Origin of the sequence: Candidatus Kryptonium thompsonii, assembly GCF_001535985.1 — a bacterium.
Lineage (GTDB): Bacteria > Bacteroidota > Ignavibacteria > Kryptoniales > Kryptoniaceae > Kryptonium > Kryptonium thompsonii.
The window spans coordinates 54638-74955 of record NZ_CZVS01000011.1 but is presented as its reverse complement, the minus strand read 5'-3'; the positions used below and the strand labels follow the sequence as shown (position 1 = coordinate 74955).

The following is a 20318-nucleotide window of genomic DNA, read 5'->3' as shown; positions in this document are numbered from 1 at the left end:
ATGATGTTGTTGGTGTAAGTGTGAGGGCAAGGTTCTGGCCACTATTCTATGGTAAGGTGTTCTTCGATGAGTTTGCTTTAGCACCGATAAGTAATGTGATTGTCGGCGTCGATGATAAACCAATTGCTGATAAAGGTTTGATCCCAAGTAGGTATGAACTTTATCAGAACTATCCCAATCCATTTAACCCGTCAACCGTGATTGAGTATGCTTTGCCGGAGGCTTCGCATGTTAGAATTGAGATTTATAACCTTGCAGGTCAAAGAATTAAAACATTGATTAGTTCTTATCACAATCCGGGGAGATATAAAGTTTATTGGGATGGAACTGATGATAATGGGCTAAAGGTTGCGTCAGGTGTTTATATTTATCGTTTAGTTGCTGGAAATAATATAGTGGCTAAGAAGATGTTGTTATTGAAGTGATCACTTTTCGGGGGCTTTTGCCCCCGCTCTTCAAAATTAATTTGAAGTGATGAAATGTTGAAAAAAGCAATTCTTTCGCTTATCTTCTTGACCTTTGGGTTTTCCCTTCTTTTTTCGGGCACAACGGGGAAAATAGCCGGGAAAGTTATAAATGCATCAACTGGTGAACCACTCTTTGCTGTAAATGTAATAGTTGAGGGGACTACGCTTGGTGCAGCCACAGATATGCAAGGTAATTATGTTATTCTCAATATTCCCCCTGGGGTTTACACTGTAAAAGCAAGTGCTGTTGGATTTAAAACAGTGCGAGTGACCAATGTTCGTGTTTCTGTTGACCAAACCACGCGGGTTGATTTTAAACTTGAAGAAGCCGCGATCGAACTTGGTGAGGAGGTTGTTGTCGTTGCTGAAAGACCGCTTGTTCAGAGGGATTTAACTTCGACAAGTTCAAAGGTTTCTTCTGATATCATTGCGAAATTGCCAGTTGAAAATTTTACGGATATAATTAATTTGCAAGCAGGAGTTGTTGAGGGGCATTTTCGTGGTGGGAGGATTGGAGAGGTCGCTTATATGATCGATGGGATTCCAGTAAACGATGTGTTTTCAAACACTTATGCCATCCAAGTTGAAAATCACGCCATTCAGGAGATGGAAATAGTAACCGGGACATTTAATGCTGAATATGGACAGGCGATGTCCGGTGTAGTTAACATTGTAACGAAAGAAGGTGGGGAAAGATATACTGGAAGTTTTTCGGTTTATACAGGCGATTATGTTTCATCGAATAGAGATTTGTTTATGAATATAGAGAGAGTCAACCCCACAGATATTTATAATTTCCAGGGAACACTTGGGGGACCAGTTTTTAAAAATAAAGTTAATTTCTTCCTTTCGTGGCGGTATTACAAAAATGATGGTTGGATCTATGGTAGAAGAATTTTCACACCTTATGATTCTTCAAATTTTAGCTCGGATGATCCATCAAAGTGGTATATCGGTGCAACAGGCGATAGTTCCTATGTTCCAATGAATCCAGAACGAAGGCTGACATTACAAGGCAAGTTATCTTTCAAAGTAACCCCAAGTAATAAGCTTAACATTGAGGGTTTATATCAACGGCGTTTTTATAAAATTTATGATCATAACTTTAAATACAATCCGGATGGCGATTACAAAAGGTATCAGTATGCGTATACACTTACACTTTCATACACACATGTTTTAAGCTCAAAAGCTTTTCTAACTGTTAAAGGTTCATTGCTTTACAATGATTATCAGCAATATGTTTGGAAGGACATAAACCTTTATCCAGATCCGAAGCGTCTTCAGGATGCAAGCAACAATGCTTTTTTGACAGGCGGAGCGCAAATGTGGCACTTTTTCAGAAACACGAGAACTTATATTGCAAAAGTTGATTATACGAACCAGATTACCAATACGCATCAAATTAAAACAGGGGTTGAAACCCGGTTTCATCGTTTATGGCTTCGCGAGTATGAAATTGTAAGGGATGAAAGGTTTAAAGATAGATTTGTGCCATCACTTCCGCCTAGAACTGCATTTAACAACAATGAATATCTTCATAGACCGTATGAGTTTTCAGCTTATATTCAGGACAAGATGGAGTTTGAATATCTTGTCGCAAATGTCGGGTTGAGATTTGATTACTTTGAACCTAATGGGAAAGTTTTAATCGATCCTGATCATTTACCTTCCGATAGACCTTTGCCGGATAGTTTATTCAGACGCGCAAAGCCAAAGTATCAATTGAGTCCAAGGATTGGGTTGGCTTATCCAATAACCGATCGCGGTGTGATTCATATCTCTTATGGACATTTCTTTCAAATACCACCATTTGAATTTCTTTACACGAATCCTGAATTTGAAATTGAAGTTGGAAGATTGAAGAGTAAAATTGGGAACGCTGACCTTCAACCGGAAAGAACGGTTAGCTATGAGATTGGACTGCAACAACAATTAGCTGATGATATAGCAATTGATATAACAGGTTATTATAAAGACATCAGAAATTTGCTTGGGACTCAAATCCACCAGTATCTAAATGTTGATAAGTTTGCAAGGTATATTAATCGAGATTATGGAAATGTTAGAGGGATAACTATATCGTTGGAAAAGAGATTTAGAGGTGGAATTGGTGCGACGCTTGATTATACTCTTCAACTTGCGCGTGGCAATGCTTCTGACCCGGATGCTGAGTTTTTAAATAATCAAGCTGATCCACCGATAGAGGGGAATAAACAGCTTGTTCCATTGGATTGGGACAGGCGACATTCACTTAACTTTACAATTTCACTTGGTCAACCTGATAATTTTGTCCTGAGTTTCATAGGTAAGATTGGTTCGGGTTTACCGTACACGCCAGCTTTTCAAAATCAGAGGACAGCGGTTGAGAACAGCGATAACAAGCCAGCAGTTTACACTTTTGATATGTATTTTTATAAATTGTTCAAGATGTTTGGATTTAATGCTCAATTTTTTGTTAAAATTTACAATCTGTTTGATATCAAGAATGAACTTGAAGTTTTTGGAGATACTGGCAGGGCTGGATACACGCTTTCAATGATTTATTCAGGTAGACCGCGTGGTATAAATACCGTTGAAGAATACTTTAAACGCCCTGATTTTTATTCTGAGCCGAGGCAAATTATTTTTGGAATTTCATTTGACTTCTAATCTCTAAAAAACTATCACTAATTGCTATGCGTGGTTTAATGTTCATCTTGTTATTTACTCTTGTCACAAGTTTTCTTCATTCACAGCATGTTAAGCCAGATCCAAATGTTGGGCACAGGAAGTACACTAAGCAGGGGATAATGGATGGAAACATGGTTAGGACTATGTTTTTTAATCATGGTGAAGTAGCACATTGGCCTGATCAGCCGAGTGGTGAGTGGCCCAAGGGGAGCGGTCATTCGTATGTTGATGGCGTCGCAATGATAGTTCAAGTTGAAACAAGAGATAGAAGTGGGAAGATAATTCATCCGATGGAGACAATGTATCGTGAGTTTATCGACATTGGTCCGGATGGAACTCCTTGGGGTTGGGCGCCTTTGCCTGGTTATGCTAATCCAACGCAGCCGAAACCGGCGATAAGCAACGATCCATCAACATGGCCAGCTTTTTGGCCCGATAGACCGCCTGATTGGGCTGGATTTTGGAATGGATATTTTGGCAAGGGAGTTAAGAATGCTGACCTTGAAACATATTTTGTCTTTGATGATGACCCGGATGAAGAGTGGAATTTTTATCCTGACCCGGATGATACAACGAGGCGTGGAATAGGAATGGAAGTTGCAATGCGTGGATTTCAATGGTCGCATGTTCTTGCTCAAGATGTTATATTTTGGCATTACGAAATTCTGAACGAGGGAAAAACGAGTTATCAAAAATGTTTATTTGCTCAATATATTGATTGGGGAGTTGGTGGAACAGATGATTCGGGAGATGACAGTGGTTTGTATGATACCGAACTTGACATCGCTTGGGCTTTCGATTCAGATGGACTTGGCACACCGGGAAGATGGGGACCTGTTGGTGTCGCTGGTTACGCCTTTCTTGAAAGTCCTGGAATCCAAAATGATGGAAAAGATAACGACGATGACGGGATAATTGATGAACGAAGAAATGACCCTGATGCAGGAATGCTAATTAAGGGTCGTGAAAATATCATAGCTTATATTCAAGCAAATTATGATTTGGGTAAGTTTTTAAGGTTTTATAATTATTCGAGCGTTGATGATATACCAGCTGTTAGACAAGGTTATTGGTGGACGGCTGATGAAAATATGAACTGGCGTGGATTTACCGATTTAAATGAAAATGGCAGGTGGGATAATGGAGAGCCTTTGAACGATGATGTCGGAAGTGATGGAATTGGGCCTCTTGATGAGGGTTATACAGGTCCAGATGCGGATGGTTCAGAGGGCAATGGGCGTCCTGATCAGGGTGAGCCAAATTTTGGAATTCTTGATAAAGATGAGTCCGATCAAATTGGTTTAACTGGTTTTTCCATCTTCCCGGTTCATACTTATGAACTTTGGGATGATGAGCAAAATTGGAGCGTTTTCACAGCTCCACTTCCAGCCAGGGATCAACTTCTTCAATCTGTTAACCTTGGTATGTTTTTCTCATCTGGAATTTTCCCAATGCCAGCTGGGCATGTTGAAAGGTTTTCAATGGCGCTTCTTTTTGGTCAAGATAGAAATGATTTGATAAAAAGAAAAAAGACAGTTCAACAAATTTACAATGCAAATTATAGATTTGCTAAGCCACCTGAAAAACCACGGCTTGTTGCAATTCCTGGGGATAAAAAAGTGACTTTGTATTGGGATTCGAGAGCCGAACTTTCATGGGATCCATTTTTACAAGAGTATGATTTTGAAGGTTATAAAATTTACAAAAGCACCGATCCGAGCTTTTTGGAAGCATTTGTCATTACAGATGCGCATGGGAATAAATTGTTTAAAAAACCAATTGCACAATTTGATCTTGTTAATGGAATTAAAGGTTATCATCCAATTGATATTTACGGCTTGAAATATTACCTTGGTGATGACTCTGGTTTAAGGCATTCGTTTGTTGATTATGATGTTCAGAATGGTCAAACTTATTATTATGCGGTTGTTTCATACGATCGTGGTTATGTTACAAGGGATGCTCTTGGCAACATTGATGGTATTGCTCCATCTGAGTGCACCGCTATTATAAAAGCTGATGTAACTGGCACAGTTAAACCAGATATAAACACCGCAATCGTAACTCCAAATCCCCCATCCGCTGGATATATTGAAGCTGGTTTGGATGGTAATATAGCACATATTGGTCCTGGAACAGGTAAAATTCAAATCAACCTTCTTCAACCAGATTCAGTAAAGGATGGACATATTTACAGGGTTATTTTTGCTGATACTTCGAAATTTTATAATTCGCCGGTGCCAAAGTATTCAATCTATGATATGAGCGATGGTCGAAAAATCGTCGATTCAGTTGAATTGAGCATTTACGGTCAAGAGTCTCCGGTCTTTGATGGTTTGATAATTTATCTCTATAATGATTCATCAGTTTCACTTGATAATAACAGGACTGGTTGGGTAAAAGGTAATTCAAACTATATAGTTAGAGTTGACCTTGATCCGACCTTCGTTGCACGAAATATAAGGTATCCCGCTGATTTTGAGGTTAGATTTAGTGATAAAGTTGTTGATACTTCTCTTGCTTTGATTTTTGGTCAGCAAAGAATACCAGTTAAATTTACAGTTTGGAATTTAACAGAAAATAAAAAAGCTGATTTCATTTTCTTCGATGTTGATAAAGATTCAATATTATCGCCTGGGGATAGGCTTATAATTGTGCTTGGAGGTGATTCAGCAACTCAGCCACCAAGTTCAAGGAGTTGGAAAGCAACATGGAGAGTTCAATTTTTTGAGGATACTTTGAAGCCTGTTCAAATCCCACCATCACCGGGAGATGTTTTTCTCATAGCTACGAAGAAACCATTTAGAAATGGAGAGTATTTTGAATTTAAGGTCAGAGGGCAAAAAAATTGACATCGAAAAGGCGAAGCATGATCTCGATAAAATTGCGGTGGTTCCAAATCCATATGTTGCGACTGCTTCATGGGAACCAGCAAATAGATATAGAGCTGGAAGGGGCGAGAGAAAAATTTGGTTTATAAATATACCCAAGAATTGCACTATAAGAATTTACACGATAAGAGGTTATCTCGTTGATACGATCGTTTACAACGGAACAGATAATTACGGTGCTGTATCTTGGGATCTTGTCTCAAAGGATGGGATGGACATAGCTTATGGAATTTACATTTATCATGTCGAGGCTCCTGGGATAGGAGAAAAAATTGGAAGATTTGCAGTGATAAAGTAAAAAGAAAAGTTTTTGCAATTATGAAAAGGTTAATTCTCTTTCTCTTAATTTCGCTGAGCTTTGCTTTAGAAGTTGTATTTGCCCAAAGATTTGTTTCAAATGTTTCAAAAGTTGCTACAACAGCTGCTCCATTTCTTGAGATACCTGTTGGGGGCAGGGCAACCGGGATGGGTGCTTCGTTTGTTGCTGTTGCAAATGACGCAAGCGCAATATATTGGAATCCCGGTGGCATCTCAAGGTTTGATAGAATTGAAGCGATATTTCAGTACACAAGCTGGATAGCCGATATAAAGTTTGGCTTTATCGGTGTTGCCATTCCCGTTGGTAATATTGGGACGGTTGGGGCGAGTTTAACTACTTTAACTGTTCCAGATATGGAAGTAAGAACGGTAGAAAGACCAGAGGGAACGGGCGAATACTTTAACGCAACTGATTTTGCCATAGGTTTAACATATGCGAGGAGCCTTACCGATAGGTTTTCAATTGGTTTTAATTTTAAATACATTCAGCAAAGAATTTGGCATATGTCCGCATGGGGTGTCGCTCTTGATGTCGGGACGCTCTTTAAAACTGATTTTCTTGGCGGTATGATGATAGGTGCAACAATTTCAAATTTTGGGACTAGCATGAGAATGTATGGAAGAGATGCGAGAGTTTTTTACGACCCCGATCCCAACAAGTATGGGAACAACGATAGAATTCCAGCGATGCTTGAGACGGAAAGTTGGCAACTTCCACTTAACTTTCAGTTTGGTCTTTCTGCTTATGTATTTAAAACTGAAAACAACAAGCTTTTAATCTCAACTGATGCGGTTACTCCAAGTGATAATTACCAATATCTAAACCTTGGGGCGGAGTATTCTTTTAAGGATTTGTTTTTCCTTAGAATTGGGAACCAGATGCTTTTTCTTAAAGATGCTGATGGCGGGTTATCCTTGGGAGTTGGTTTGAGGACAAAAATTCCGTTTAGTAAAACGGTGGTTAAGTTTGATTATTCTTTTAATGACTATGGAAGGTTAAAAGGAGTTCACACAGTTGTTCTCGGAATTGAATATTAAACGGGATTTTGTTGTGAGAAAAGTTCTAATTTTGGTTCTGATTTTTCAGAAAATTTACGCACAAAGTTTAAATATAAACTTAGCACATATTGACTATCTCGTTGAAAAGGTTTTGATGGGTGGCGATACGGTTGCTATAATTCACATTTATTCAAATTATCCAGATTACAGATATGTTCATCCAGCGGATGAGGGGATCTCTTGTGTTGATGATGCGGCGAGGGCTGTGATTGCATATTTGATGTATTATGAAAAATTTCGCGATGAACATAGTTTGAATCAAGCGAAGCTTTTGCTGAAGTTCATTTTGAAAATGCAAGCTGATGATGGAGGATTTTATAACTTCGTTTATTCAGATCTGACGATAAATAAATTTGGTCGGACAAGTAACAATGATACTTTTAGATGGTGGGCTTGCAGAGCCCTTTGGGCAATGGGATATGCATATAATTTATTTTCAAAACTTAATATTGAGGGCGAGTTTAAGGATACGCTTGCTTCTAGGATAGAAAAAGCTCTTTCGAAGGCTATAAGGACAATAAATAAATCAGACATTTACGATACATTTATCGCATGGAAGGTTCCAGCACAAGGTTATTGGCTTCTTGAAAATGGTTCTGATGCCTCAGCTGAAGCGGTCCTTGGGGCGTCTCTTTATTATGAAATATCAAAAAGTGAAAGGGCGCGTTGGGTGGTCGAAAAACTTTGCAAAGCAATTTCAACTTATCAGTTTGGAGATGTTGATGATTTTCCATTTGGTGTGCACCCATCTTTTACCCCAAATATTTACATTTGGCATTCGTGGGGAAGCAGGCAATCTTACGCGCTTCTCGTTGCTGGGAAAATTTTTAATAATTTCGAATGGATCGAGTCGGCAAGAAAAGAGATAGATTACTTCTACAAAAGAATGTTTTTTTCTTTTGACCTTACAGATTTAAAACCATATCCGGATAGAGGTGACCAGATAAATTATGGAATTGCCCCAATCGTTCAAGCTTTTGTCGAATATGGGAATATGACTGGTGATACGACTTACAAAATGATGGGTGGGCTTTATGCTTCATGGTGGCTTGGGAATAACATCGCTGGGAAATCTGTTTATGATACCTCGACGGGAAGATTTTACGATGCCGTCAAAAGAGATGGAAGTTTAAATCTTAACGCAGGAGCAGAATCAGTTGTGGAAGGGCTTATTGGTTTGCAGACGGTGCTTTACGACGAGGTCGCATCAAAATATATTTTCTATAAGACAAAGTCGGATAACTCTTATAAAATCATTGAAGCTGAGAATTTCATAACTCTCTCAGGAAATCCGAAAAAAGTTTATGTTAATGAATTTAATTGGGCTTATATAAGCAAAAACTATCTTGTTGAGCTCAGGGGCGGAGATGCGATCAGAGTCAAGTTTTATATCGATAATGTTTATGATGATCTAAGTTATTACACTCTTTATTTTCAATATCGCAAAAGATCCGTTCCATCAGGTTACGCTGGAATTAAAGTAGTAATAGACTCCGTTTACGAGTTTAACCTTGATATGTCAGGCTCAACTTATGGGGATTATATCTGGATTGATAAAATTACTGGAGTTTTTAAGCTCTCAAATGGTGAACACACCATTGATATCTTTTTCAATGGTAGTTCAAATGATGAGTTCGTGTGGATTGACTATTTCATAGTTCAACCAATTGTTGAAAGAAAAGTTTTCATCTCACCGTCTGGCAGAGAACTTAATCTTGAGCGAGTTTTGATCACAAAGGTTGAGGGGAGAAATTTATTTGAAAATGAAGCAATAGATCTTGAAATTTATCCAAATCCTTTTAATTTTGAGGCGAACATCTTTTACAAAGCAAGGAAACCTTTTAGTTTAAAAATTTACGATATCATGGGCAGAGAAATTTTCGACTTAACATCGAGCGCTGTTCAAGGTGAGGGAAATTCAGGCATTCTCAAATTAAGATTTGATTCTTTCTCAAGCGGTGTGTATTTTTGTCTTTTGAAATCTTTTAATCATACAAAAATTAAAAAGTTTGTCATGTTGAAATGAGGTTTTGCTTGATTTTGTTTTGGCTTATGTTGACCTTTGGTTGTTCATCGCAGAAAGATAAGTTGGAGGAAGCTGGAACTGTGCGTTTGAAGTACTGGCCTTCTGCAAATCCTCAAGAAATCGAGTTGGCGAAAAGGTTGGTTGAGAAATGGAATCAACTTCATCCCGATATCAAGGTTGAAGTTCAACCGCTTCCCTCAGGTCAATCTTCTGAGGAGGTTTTACTTGCTGCTATAGCTGGTGGAACAACTCCGGATGTTTGCTCAAATATTTGGCCTGGTGCAATTGCTGAGTATATAAAAGCGAAGGGACTTATTCCTCTTGATGAGTTTAGCGATTTTGATTCGGTTGTAAATGCAAGGGGAATTCCGCCTGATTTACTTGAAAGTTTCAGATCAAAAGATGGACATTTCTATCAATTCCCTTGGAAGACAAATCCAATAATGATGCTTTATAATGTTAAAATTTTTAAAGAATCCGGCATCGATGCTCCGCCGAGAACATATTCTGAATTTTTTAAAGCATGTGAAAAAATAAGAAAAGATGTGAATGGAGATGGAGAAATTGATATCTGGCCTGGGTATACAGATACGAGACCGATATGGTGGCAGAGGTTTTTTGATTTTTATCCATTTTATATTGCTTCTTCTGGCGGGAAGACGTTTTTTGAGGGGGATGAATTAAAAATTGATGTCAACTCAGCTAAAAAAGTTTTTGATTTTTTTAAAAAGTGTTTTGATGAGAAATATTTTCCCAAAGCAAGCTTCCAAGTTGATCCATTTCTGATGGGTAAGGTTGCGATTAGATTTACGGGTCCATGGACGATCGCATATCTTGAGATGAACAAGCCGGCTGGATTTGAATATAGTTTTGCTCCCATTCCGGTCGCGGATGATTTTATCGCCCAAGGTGGCAGTGCAATTTATACCTATGGTGATCCTAAAAATATAGCTATATTTAGCACGACGAAACATAAAAAAGAAGCTTGGGAATTTGTTAAGTTTCTGGTGAGTGAGGAGGCTGATCTACTCTTGCTTGAGATTTGTAATCAATTGCCGATAAGGGGAGATTTGCTTGAAAGTGAAAAATTCAGGGCATATTTTGATCGAAATCCAAAGATGAGATTTTTTGCTGAACAAGTTGTTTTTACGCGAGGCGTTGATGAGGTTATGGAGCTTAAAGAAATTTTTGATGTGATCTCGAAGGAATTTGAAGCTTGTGCGGTTTATGGGGCGAAAACATCGGAGGAGGCTGTTAAAAGTTTGATAAAGAGAATAAATGTTATATTTGAATGGTCAAGATGAGGAGTGTTAAAAGTGGCGCTGGATATTTTATGGTTTTGCCTTACGTTGTTTATTTTTTGACATTTGTTGCTTATCCTCTTGTCTTCTCCTTTATTTTAATTTTTCATAGGTGGAATGTAGCCACCCCGATGGAGTTTATCGGTTTTAAAAATTTTGTTAGGCTGTTTAACGATGAGTTATTTTTTAAATCACTTTTCAATACTTTAGTTTTTTTATCGATTCATATCCCGCTTCAAATTTTTATAGCGCTATTTTTCGCGCAGCTTTTAAATCAAAAGATAAAGATGAAAGGATTCTTTAGAGCCCTTTATTTTTTACCCGTTGTTGTTTCTGGTGTTGTTGTGACCATTTTGTGGCAACAGATGTATGCTTATGAAACTGGACTTATAAACCAGGTTTTGGTTAAGGCTAGATTAAAAAGAATTCCTTGGCTTGTAAGTCCTGAGCTTGCAATGCCTTCAATTGCGGTCATGGCTACATGGAAAAATGTTGGATTTTATATTGTAATCTTCTTGGCTGGGTTACAGAATATACCCCAGGAACTTTACGAAGCTGCTGAAATTGATGGGGCTTCCGGTTTTCAAAAATTCTTCAAAATCACTTTGCCTATGTTAAATCCAACAGTAGTTCTTGTAGTAGTCTTATCAACGATCGGAGGGTTTTCACTTTTCATTGAGCCATACATTATGACCGGTGGAGGACCGATGGATAGCACTCTTTCAGCGATGCTGTATATCTATAATCAGGCATTTTATTTTAACCATATGGGCTATGCAGCGACGCTTGGATTTTTCTTTGCATTGATAATCTTAGCAGTTGTGGTTGTGCAAAGAAAATTTATTGAGCGGAGGATATATTGAAAGGTAAGATTTTAACATACTTTATCTTGATAATTGGTGCTTTTGTTTTCGCTTATCCCTTCTTGTGGATGGTTTTTGCGACTTTAAAACCGGAGTTTGAAATAGCGGATATTTGGTTTTTTTCAAAAAATATAAGTTTTAAAAATTATTCAATCGTTCTTGGGAAAATCCCAATTATTCGGGCATTTTTTAACAGCTTATTTGTCTCCCTGTCAATTACATTCTCAGTTATACTTTTTGGTTCAATTGTTGGATATGCTTTATCAAGGTTAAATTTTCGGGGTAGGGAGTTTCTGCTGATTTTAATTCTTTTTACAATGATGATACCATTTCAAATTACGCTGATCCCAACTTATGTTTTGATAGTAAAACTTGGGCTTGTTGATACCTATGCTGGTTTAATTTTGCCCGGGATGATGAGCTCGTTTTCGATTTTAGTTTTTAGACAATTTTTCCTAACAATTCCTGAGTCATTGATAGAATCGGCACGTCTTGATGGATGCAACGATTTGCAAATACTTTTCAAGATAATAATCCCCCTTTCAAAGCCAGCTGTTTCAACGGTGGGAATTTTAACTTTTATGTCAAGTTGGAATGAAGTTCTATGGCCACTTATCGTTATAAGAGATGAAAAGCTTATGACCATGCCCCAGCTTGTGACCATTTTCGTGCTTGGAGGTCAGGCGGGAAGCCAGCTTGGAGTTCAACTTGCGTCAGCAACTTTACTTGCATTACCGATCATCATAGCGTATTCATTCTTTCAAAGATATTTCATTGAAAGCATGGCGACCGTGGGTTTAAAAGAATAATTAAAAACAAAAATTAACTTTAACGCCGAATGAGGTATATTAGAAAAGCTGAAAACTTAAAAACTGGTTCTTCGCTTGGAAATTTTCTTTTGTTCGCTCGCTTTGATAAAGAAACTAACCTTGAAGGTCTATGGTATTCCCTTGACAACAAATTTTATTGCGGCAGGTGGAGAATCGAATTTTATGTTGGTGCTGAAAAATTGAAACCCGTTGAAACAATTTTTGAGCCTTTTTCACAGGCGACAAAATATCTCAGCGACTCCAGAAACTTTTCAATAACCAAGAGAGCATTTCTCCCGTATGTTCAAATTGAACATTTTGAGGCAGAGAAAGATAAATTGAAAAAATTTTTCTATGTCATAGAGATTATCAACAATGAAGATGCCAAAGTAAATATTTTGATAAATCATGAAATAATTATCCCTGCGGTTGATTCACCCTTTTTTACTAAGCAACCGCCGGTTGAGGAGAAGAAGAAACGATATAGAATAGTTAGAAAAGATTCAAAATCTTTTGAAGTGAAATCACTTGATTCAAGCGATGAGAAACGGTTTTTGATCTCAGAAACTAACTTCTGCGATGCTGAAGTTGATGAGGTCAAGATCGAAACTTGTCAAAAAGTTGAATTGGGACCCGGAGAAAAAATGGAGATTTTGCTTTTATATTCAATTGGTGGAGAAGGACCAAGTGAAAATATCAGGGATCTTTACGATGAGATTTTTAAGCTTTCCAATGATGAGCTTAATGAAATTTTGAATACGAGTTATGTTTTTACGCCAAATGCTGTGATAAATTCAGGGTTTCAATGGGCAAAGGTGAATATGTGCAGAGTTGAGCATTTTTATAGATCCGGTTTTGCTTTTACAAATGACCCACCACAGGATATAGTTGTGATGCGGGATCTTGCGTGGTTTGTTTTGGGCTCGGATTATGTGACTCCGCAGTTCTCGCATAAAATTATTGAGTTTGCACTTAAACACGGGGTATGCAAAAATGGAAAGGTTGTTGAATATGTCCACGCTGATGAGGTTGAGCCGAAACCTTACGATTATAACTTAAACATAAACGATGATACGCCGCTTTTGATATGGGCTTTGTATCATCATTCTATGTTGTGTAATTTGAACGAGCTCCGTGAAAATTATGACAAAATAAAAAGTATAGCCGAGTATATTCTTTCGCAGTTGAGAGATGATTTGGTTTTTTCTGATTCAAATAGTTTTGGAGTCTATGGCATAACCGGGTGGAGGAACATTATTGAAAATTATAATTTAAGTGGATATGTAACTGAGATCAATTCAGAATGTATTTATGCTTTGGGCCTTGTTGCAAAAATTGCGTATTACCTTTGCAACAAGGAGGATTTTTCGAGATATAAGTATTATGTTCGAAGTTTAATAAAAAATTTTTATGAGAAGCTGATTTCAGAACTGACTGGGTTGCCGGTTTTAAATATTGATATAAATGGTGTTAAGCATCATGATATAACTGGCGATCTCGTTTTTCCTTTAATTTTTGCGTTTGGGGATTCTCCAGATGAATTTAAAGAATTTTCCACTGAGGATTTTGAACATGAGCTTAAGTATAAAATCTCAATGAGACTAATTCAACCGGACATATGGACAGAATATGGCGCAAGGACTGTAAGTAAGTTAGAAAAAAATTATGATCCTGAGTTTGGTTTTCAACTTATGGGTGGCGTTTGGCCAAATTTGACGGCTTGGATTGGCTTCGGTGTGAGAAAATTTTTCCCCGAAAAGGTTGCAGAAGCATTGGTTAACATTTATAAGGTAATCGAATCTGAAAATCCTTCTTATTATCAAAACCTTGTCCCCGGGCAGTTTCCGGAGAGGCTTCATGGTGAAAGTGGGATCAGTTTGGGGATGACATTAAGCCCGTGGATGCCTCCAACTTATATATGGCTTGTCATTGAAGGATTATGGGGATTTTCATTTGACTTTGAAGAGATAAAAATAAAACCATCTCTGCCTGCCGAGTGGAACTGGCTTGGAGTGAAGAATTTGCCTTACAGAGGTTCACGAATTGATGCATTTATACTTGATAACAAACTTTATATATCAGGTGTGGAAATCGAAAAGATTAAGTTTGATGGGGAAATAATAGAGATAAGAAAAATGATAAATGAGGATATCAAGACGCACGGCGACGGGGGAATTTTTTATTTGCCTTTTATGAATAACATGGGTGAGAAATTTATTTTTGTTGGGTCGGATATTGGATTTAATGGCAAGGTTGAAGTTGGAGAGAAAAGTTTTGATGTTAAACTCAACCCCGGCGAAGCTAAGATCATAGACATGAAATAGTGAAACCGATAAGAATCTTTAAATCTCTTCAAGCAAATTAGATAGCTCTTTTATATCATTTACAGGCTTTTTACATTCGTAATTTGTGCAAATGTAAATCGTCGTTTTTCCATTAATTTCTTTATATTCTGATGTAAATGGTGAGATCGTGGTTATGTCGCTTTCTTCGTCCGATGGTTTGAATAAAATAACTTTGTTGGGCAAAAACCTTGAATTTATAACCTTTAAAATTTCGCCAAGTTCATCCCTTTTCCCAACTATAAAAATTTCGAACGATTGCGTTAGAGCGAAGGAAAGCGAGGATAAAAAGAAAGTGTAGGCAGAAGGATATTTTTTTACCATCGTTGCAAACGTTTCAACAAGTTTATCAATTATTTCATTAAAATCGTTTCTACCTGTTATTTTCGCAAGTTTTATCAAATCAAGAAGAGCGACCGAGTTCCCTGATGGAATTGCGCCATCGTAAAGTTCTTTTTGCCTAAAAATTACATCTTTATTTTCTGAATCCGTGAAATAAAATCCACCGTTTTCACCATCCCAAAAGAGTTGGATCATTGTTTCAGTCAGATCAATCGCAGTTTTAAGATATCGTGTTTCAAAGCTTGCTTCGTAAAGTTCCAGCAACCCCCAGATGAAGAAAGAATAGTCGTCGAGATATCCATCTATTTTGGCTTCACCATCTCTAAATCTATGAAGCAACTTTCCGTCTTTGTAAAGGTTTTTTAAGATGAAATCTGCGCTTTTTCTTGCAACATTGAGATATTCGTCAATTTTTAAAACGGAATATGCTTTTGCGAACGCTGCGATCATCAATCCGTTCCAATCGGTGAGTATTTTATCATCTTTAAGCGGGTGTATCCTTTTTTCTCTATGTTCAAAAAGTTTTTGTCTTATTCTTTGCCACTTTTCGTTTTCTTCTTCGTTGAGTTGCTGGGTAAGGTAAAATATATTTTTGCCTGTTCTCCCTTTCCTTAATTCGTCAAAATAATTTCCGTCTTTTTGAATGTTAAATTTTTCGCATACAAAATTAAACTCATCTTGGTTTAACAACTTCCTTAACTCTTCAAATTCCCATAGGTAAAATTTGCCTTCTTCACCTTCGCTATCCGCATCCTCGGCGGAGTAAAAGCCCCCATCTGGATTTGTGAGGTTTCTTAAAACATATGATAAAATTTCATCGCAAAGCTTTTTATACCTTAAATTCCCAGTTGCTTGATACGCCTCAAGATATGCTATTGAGATTAAAGCTTGATCGTAAAGCATTTTTTCAAAATGTGGAAGAATCCATTGTCTGTCCGTTGAATATCTGTGGAAACCGAAACCTATATGATCATATATTCCACCAAGCGACATTGAGTTTAATGTTTTTTCAACCATTGCTAAGGCTTTTATATTTCCAGTTGTTTTCCAATATCTCAGCAAAAACATCAAGTTATGTGGGGTTGGAAATTTCGGTGCAGAGCCAAATCCGCCATATTCGGGGTCAAATTGAGATTCAAGTTGATCGTAAGCCTGTGTAAAGATTTGTTCATCTATGGTTTCTTTCGGTTGGATATGCGTGAGTGCTTGTTTAATTTCATCGGTTATTTGGTCAGCCAGCAGATATAAATTCGAGTATAATGTTAGAACGCTTGACATAGCGAAACGATTGCTTGATTACGGTTTTCATGCACCAACGATTTATTTCCCGTTAATTGTTTCAGAAGCATTGATGATCGAGCCAACGGAGACGGAAACAAAAGAGACGCTTGACGCATTCGCCGACGCTTTGATCAAAATAATTGAAGAGATAAAAACAAATCCTGAAGTAGTGCTCACCGCTCCACACACCACACCTGTTAAACGCCTTGACGATGCCTACGCTTCAAAAAATGTAAATGTTTGCTTTAAGGAATAAAACTCAAATTGGGGGCGATAACTTTATCGCCCTCTTCTCTTCAAAATTTTCCTTCCATTCTTAAAACCCGCCTCTGAAACGCAATTAAACCAAAAAATGTTAAAAATTAAAAGCGAAATAACTTAAACGGAAATGCAATGAAAAAATACAATCATCTCATAAATGAGAAAAGCCCTTACTTACTTCAACATGCCGAAAACCCCGTTGACTGGTATCCATGGTGCGACGAAGCTTTTGAAAGGGCAAAAAATGAAAATAAACCAATTTTTCTTTCAATAGGATACTCAACTTGCCACTGGTGTCATGTGATGGAAAAAGAATCGTTCCAAGATGAAGAAGTTGCGAAAATTCTAAATGAAAACTTCATTTCAATAAAAGTTGACAGAGAAGAAAGACCAGATATCGACTCAGTTTACATGAACATATGTCAAGCGATGACAGGTCACGGGGGCTGGCCCTTGACGATAATAATGACACCTGATAAAAAACCTTTCTTCGCTGGAACATATATACCAAAATACTCGAAATATAACAGGCTTGGACTGATTGACCTCCTTCAAAGAATAGCAGTTATGGAACGAAAATAGAGAAAAACTTCTACTGCTGGCTGAGACGACGAATTCATGGAGTGGTTTTCCAAGGTAGGGTCTATCGAAGTAATCTTTTATTCTGCTTAACAGGTAGTTTGAATTTATAATTGCGTTTTCACTTACTTCTCTAAGACCTTTGCTACCAAGCATTCTGATGTATGTGTATGCTCGAACCATGACTCCGAAATTTCCGAAGAATGTATGGATTTTGCCAATTGAGTCAGGGTAGTTATAATTCAGTATAAATTTTCCGTCCTTTTTCTCAACTCTCGGGACTGGGAGGAACGGTATGAGTTTTTCACTTACAGCAACTGGACCTGCGCCTGGACCACCTCCGCCATGTGGTGTTGAAAATGTTTTGTGTAAGTTTAAATGAACTACATCAAATCCCATATCTCCAGGTTTTGTTATCCCGACAAGCGCATTTAAATTTGCACCATCCATATACATCAATGCCCCGGCGTCGTGTATTAACTTTTCAACTTTAAGAATATCCTTTTCAAAGATACCAAGTGTATTTGGGTTTGTTAGCATTATTCCGGCTACATCTTCATCAAGTTTCGCTTTTAAATCTTCAAGGTCGATTGTTCCGTATTCGTTTGATTTAACGCTTACAGCGGTATAGCCGGAGATAGTTACGCTTGCTGGATTTGTCCCGTGGGCTGAGTCGGGGATTAAAATTTTCTTTCTTGGATTCCCAAGCTTTTCGTGATATGCTCTTATCATTAAAATTCCTGTTAATTCACCGTGGGCTCCAGCAGCTGGTTGAAGCGATACAGCTTTCATGCCGGTTATCTCGGCGAGCATTTCAGAAAGTTCATACATGATTTGAAGCGCTCCTTGGACAAGCTCGTCATCCATATGTGGATGGATGTTTCTGAAGCCGGGTAGTGATGCAGCGACTTCGTTTACTTTTGGATTGTATTTCATGGTGCAGGAACCAAGCGGATAGAAACCTTTGTCGACATGGTAATTTAATGTTGAAAGCCGTATGTAGTGTCTTATGACTTCGTTTTCACTTAATTCTGGAAGAGAGGGTGGGGTTGAGCGTAGAAATTTTTGGGGGATTAAATCTTCAATATGTTTTTCAGGGACATCGTTTTTGGGCAAAGAATAACCCTTTCTCCCGGGACGGCTTAGCTCAAAAATTAACTTAGAGGGCATATTTGAAACTTTAATTTTTTTGAAATTATGTGCTTTTCAAAGGTAAAGTTAAGAAGAAAGGAGTAATTTTACAACTTAGGTACTTCCAAAACTGTGAAGTTAGGCTTTCTGCACTTGAAATATTGATTTTTTTGGTTTATATTTAGTGTGAAAAATGATAAATAAACGCCCTATGAAGATAACTGTTAACAACTTAGATATTGAGCTCGAACTGAGGAAAGAAAGCGCCAACGAGTTTGAAGTTGAAGTAGGGGGGCAAAAACATCGAGTTAAAGTCTTAAATATCTCAAATGATCAAATCGTCTTTTCGATTGATCATAAAATCTTCACCTTCAACTTTTCCATCGACGGGGATTTGACAATTTTAACTAACTCTTTTGGGGATTACCATTGTAAAGTTTCAACGAAGTATCAAAGCCTTATAGATTCCTACCGTAGCACCTCATCTGGGGAAGCCAAAAAGGAAAAAATCCTTAAATCACCTATGCCAGGCCTTGTGACGAAAATTTTCGTCAAGCCTGGTTCGCAGATTAAAATCGGTGACAAGTTATTAATTCTTGAAGCGATGAAGATGGAAAATGAAATAAGGAGTGATCTTGAGGGAATTGTTGAGGATGTTCTTGTCAGTGAAGGAAGCGCTGTTGAAAAAGGGGCATCTCTTTTAAAAATTTCCACAAACTAAACAAAAATATGGAGGACATATGCGATTTATTTTATCCTGCCTTGTGGTAGCTTTAGTCTTTTCAAATCTTTTATTTGCAGGTGGCTTTCAAATTAATGAACACGGTGCAAGAGCCACCGGAATGGCTGGGGCATTTGCTACATCTTATGCTCCAATTAGCATTTTTTACAATCCAGCTGGTTTGACTTACTTGAAAGGAACAAACTTTTCAATTGGGACGACGCTTATATTTCCATCTGCAAGATTTCGTGGTCCTTATCAATTTAACACAACCCAAGAAACCAAGATGGTGAAACAGGTTTTTTATCCAAGCAATCTTTATCTAACGCATACTTTTGAAAGCGGGTTTGCAATTGGTATCGGAGTTTTTAACCCTTATGGGCTTGGCTCAAAGTGGCCAGAAGATTGGTTGGGACGTGCGATAACCGTTGAATCTGATTTGAAAACATTTTATATCAATCCAACTATTGCTTATAAGTTTTCAGATGAACTTTCAATTGGCGCTGGCTTTGATTTTGTTTATAGCACCGTCACATTGACAAGAAAAATCACATCATTTACGCCAGAGGTTGATGTTAAGTTGTCAGGTGATGGAACAGGTGTTGGTTTTAACGTTGGGTGGTTGTTGAAACTTGATCCTGTGTCTGTTGGATTTTCTTATCGTTCACAGGTTAAAGTTAACTACTCTGGAACGGCGGATTTTAAAAAACCTGCAGCTCTTGATGCGCTTCTCCCAGGTGGAAACATCAAGACGAGTGTTAAAATGCCAGATGTAATCATGGCAGGAATTGGATTCTCGAATGAAAATGTAACATTCGAGCTTGGTTACCAATTTACAAGATGGTCTTCTTATGATGTCATTGAAATTGATTTCGAAACCGAAACACAAGCTCAAAAGGATCAAAAACTTGAAAGATATTATAGAGATGTTTCAATTTACAAAGCTGGATTAGAATATCGTTTTGGTAATTTTGCATTGAGGGGTGGAATTGCGTATGATCGAAACCCGATTGATGATAAATATGTTGAACCATCTTTGCCTGATTCGGACAGATGGGAATTTACATTTGGAGCCGGATATACGATGGGGAATTTAACAATTGACCTTGGTTATATGTTTGTAAGGTTTAAGCAAAGGGAAGTCATCGGGACGGTAGTTGGTTTTGATGGGGTTTACAACGCAAGTGCGCATCTGCTCGGAATAAACTTTTCTTATAAGCTTTTTTAAATTTTTAATTCAAAACTAAAAACGGG

The 20318-nt window shown here is 37.7% G+C and carries 14 protein-coding genes and 2 pseudogenes; 14 read left to right on the top strand and 2 right to left on the bottom strand.

Going from position 1 to position 20318, the window contains the following annotated elements:
- The 10 genes from AWW78_RS02270 to AWW78_RS02230 all read left to right on the top strand — a co-directional run.
- On the top strand, positions 1-425 hold a 425-nt coding region (locus tag AWW78_RS02270), incomplete at its 5' end, for a FlgD immunoglobulin-like domain containing protein (protein WP_047133200.1).
- A 54-nt stretch (positions 426-479) separates the two neighbouring features.
- The gene (locus AWW78_RS02265; RefSeq protein ID WP_047133199.1) at positions 480-3119 is read left to right on the top strand and encodes a TonB-dependent receptor; all 2640 of its coding nucleotides are present in this window, start codon (positions 480-482) and stop codon (positions 3117-3119) included.
- A gap of 38 nt (positions 3120-3157) precedes the next feature.
- Positions 3158-5992 (top strand): fibronectin type III domain-containing protein, encoded by a 2835-nt coding sequence (locus AWW78_RS02260; RefSeq protein ID WP_141653882.1) that lies wholly within the window; start codon positions 3158-3160, stop codon positions 5990-5992.
- A complete protein-coding gene (locus tag AWW78_RS10360; RefSeq protein WP_141653881.1) occupies positions 5961-6329 on the top strand; it encodes a hypothetical protein in 369 nt (122 codons plus the stop codon). Before AWW78_RS02260 ends, AWW78_RS10360 begins: the two co-directional genes overlap by 32 nt.
- Positions 6330-6349: 20 nt before the next feature.
- Entirely contained in the window at positions 6350-7387 is a 1038-nt protein-coding gene (locus AWW78_RS02255) for a PorV/PorQ family protein (protein WP_047133198.1), read from the top strand.
- A gap of 13 nt (positions 7388-7400) precedes the next feature.
- Entirely contained in the window at positions 7401-9434 is a 2034-nt protein-coding gene (locus AWW78_RS02250; RefSeq protein ID WP_141652026.1) for a T9SS type A sorting domain-containing protein, read from the top strand.
- Positions 9431-10738 carry an ABC transporter substrate-binding protein gene (locus AWW78_RS02245; RefSeq protein WP_075426047.1) on the top strand — a complete coding sequence of 436 codons (1308 nt, stop codon included), beginning with the start codon at positions 9431-9433 and terminating at the stop codon, positions 10736-10738. Before AWW78_RS02250 ends, AWW78_RS02245 begins: the two co-directional genes overlap by 4 nt.
- Positions 10735-11598, top strand: coding sequence for a carbohydrate ABC transporter permease (locus AWW78_RS02240; protein ID WP_234697878.1), 864 nt, complete (start codon positions 10735-10737; stop codon positions 11596-11598). The genes AWW78_RS02245 and AWW78_RS02240 overlap by 4 nt, the downstream gene beginning before the upstream one ends.
- Positions 11595-12407 (top strand): carbohydrate ABC transporter permease, encoded by an 813-nt coding sequence (locus AWW78_RS02235; RefSeq protein ID WP_047133195.1) that lies wholly within the window; start codon positions 11595-11597, stop codon positions 12405-12407. Before AWW78_RS02240 ends, AWW78_RS02235 begins: the two co-directional genes overlap by 4 nt.
- Positions 12408-12436: 29 nt before the next feature.
- Positions 12437-14731 carry a glucosidase family protein gene (locus AWW78_RS02230; RefSeq protein WP_047133194.1) on the top strand — a complete coding sequence of 765 codons (2295 nt, stop codon included), beginning with the start codon at positions 12437-12439 and terminating at the stop codon, positions 14729-14731.
- Positions 14732-14749: 18 nt separating this feature from the next.
- Here AWW78_RS02230 and AWW78_RS02225 read toward each other — a convergent pair whose 3' ends face one another.
- A complete protein-coding gene (locus AWW78_RS02225) occupies positions 14750-16369 on the bottom strand; it encodes a thioredoxin domain-containing protein (RefSeq protein WP_141653880.1) in 1620 nt (539 codons plus the stop codon).
- Here AWW78_RS02225 and AWW78_RS02220 point away from each other — a divergent pair.
- Together AWW78_RS02220 and AWW78_RS02215 are read left to right on the top strand one after the other, a co-directional pair.
- Positions 16323-16628: pseudogene (locus AWW78_RS02220) on the top strand (aminomethyl-transferring glycine dehydrogenase subunit GcvPB); the annotation flags it as partial. The gene AWW78_RS02225 and the pseudogene AWW78_RS02220 overlap by 47 nt on opposite strands.
- A gap of 137 nt (positions 16629-16765) precedes the next feature.
- Positions 16766-17140: pseudogene (locus AWW78_RS02215) on the top strand (thioredoxin domain-containing protein); the annotation flags it as partial.
- Here AWW78_RS02215 and gcvPB read toward each other — a convergent pair.
- Positions 17036-18382: an aminomethyl-transferring glycine dehydrogenase subunit GcvPB gene (gene gcvPB, locus AWW78_RS02210; RefSeq protein WP_141653879.1), complete on the bottom strand. Its 1347-nt coding sequence runs from the start codon at positions 18380-18382 to the stop codon at positions 17036-17038. The pseudogene AWW78_RS02215 and the gene gcvPB overlap by 105 nt on opposite strands.
- A 154-nt stretch (positions 18383-18536) precedes the next feature.
- Here gcvPB and AWW78_RS02205 point away from each other — a divergent pair, with 154 nt between their 5' ends.
- The gene (locus tag AWW78_RS02205; RefSeq protein WP_075427052.1) at positions 18537-19064 is read left to right on the top strand and encodes an acyl-CoA carboxylase biotin carboxyl carrier protein subunit; all 528 of its coding nucleotides are present in this window, start codon (positions 18537-18539) and stop codon (positions 19062-19064) included.
- A 19-nt stretch (positions 19065-19083) separates the two neighbouring features.
- Positions 19084-20292, top strand: a complete 1209-nt coding sequence (locus AWW78_RS02200; protein ID WP_075426044.1) for an OmpP1/FadL family transporter — start codon at positions 19084-19086, stop codon at positions 20290-20292.
- Positions 20293-20318: the final 26 nt, after the last annotated feature.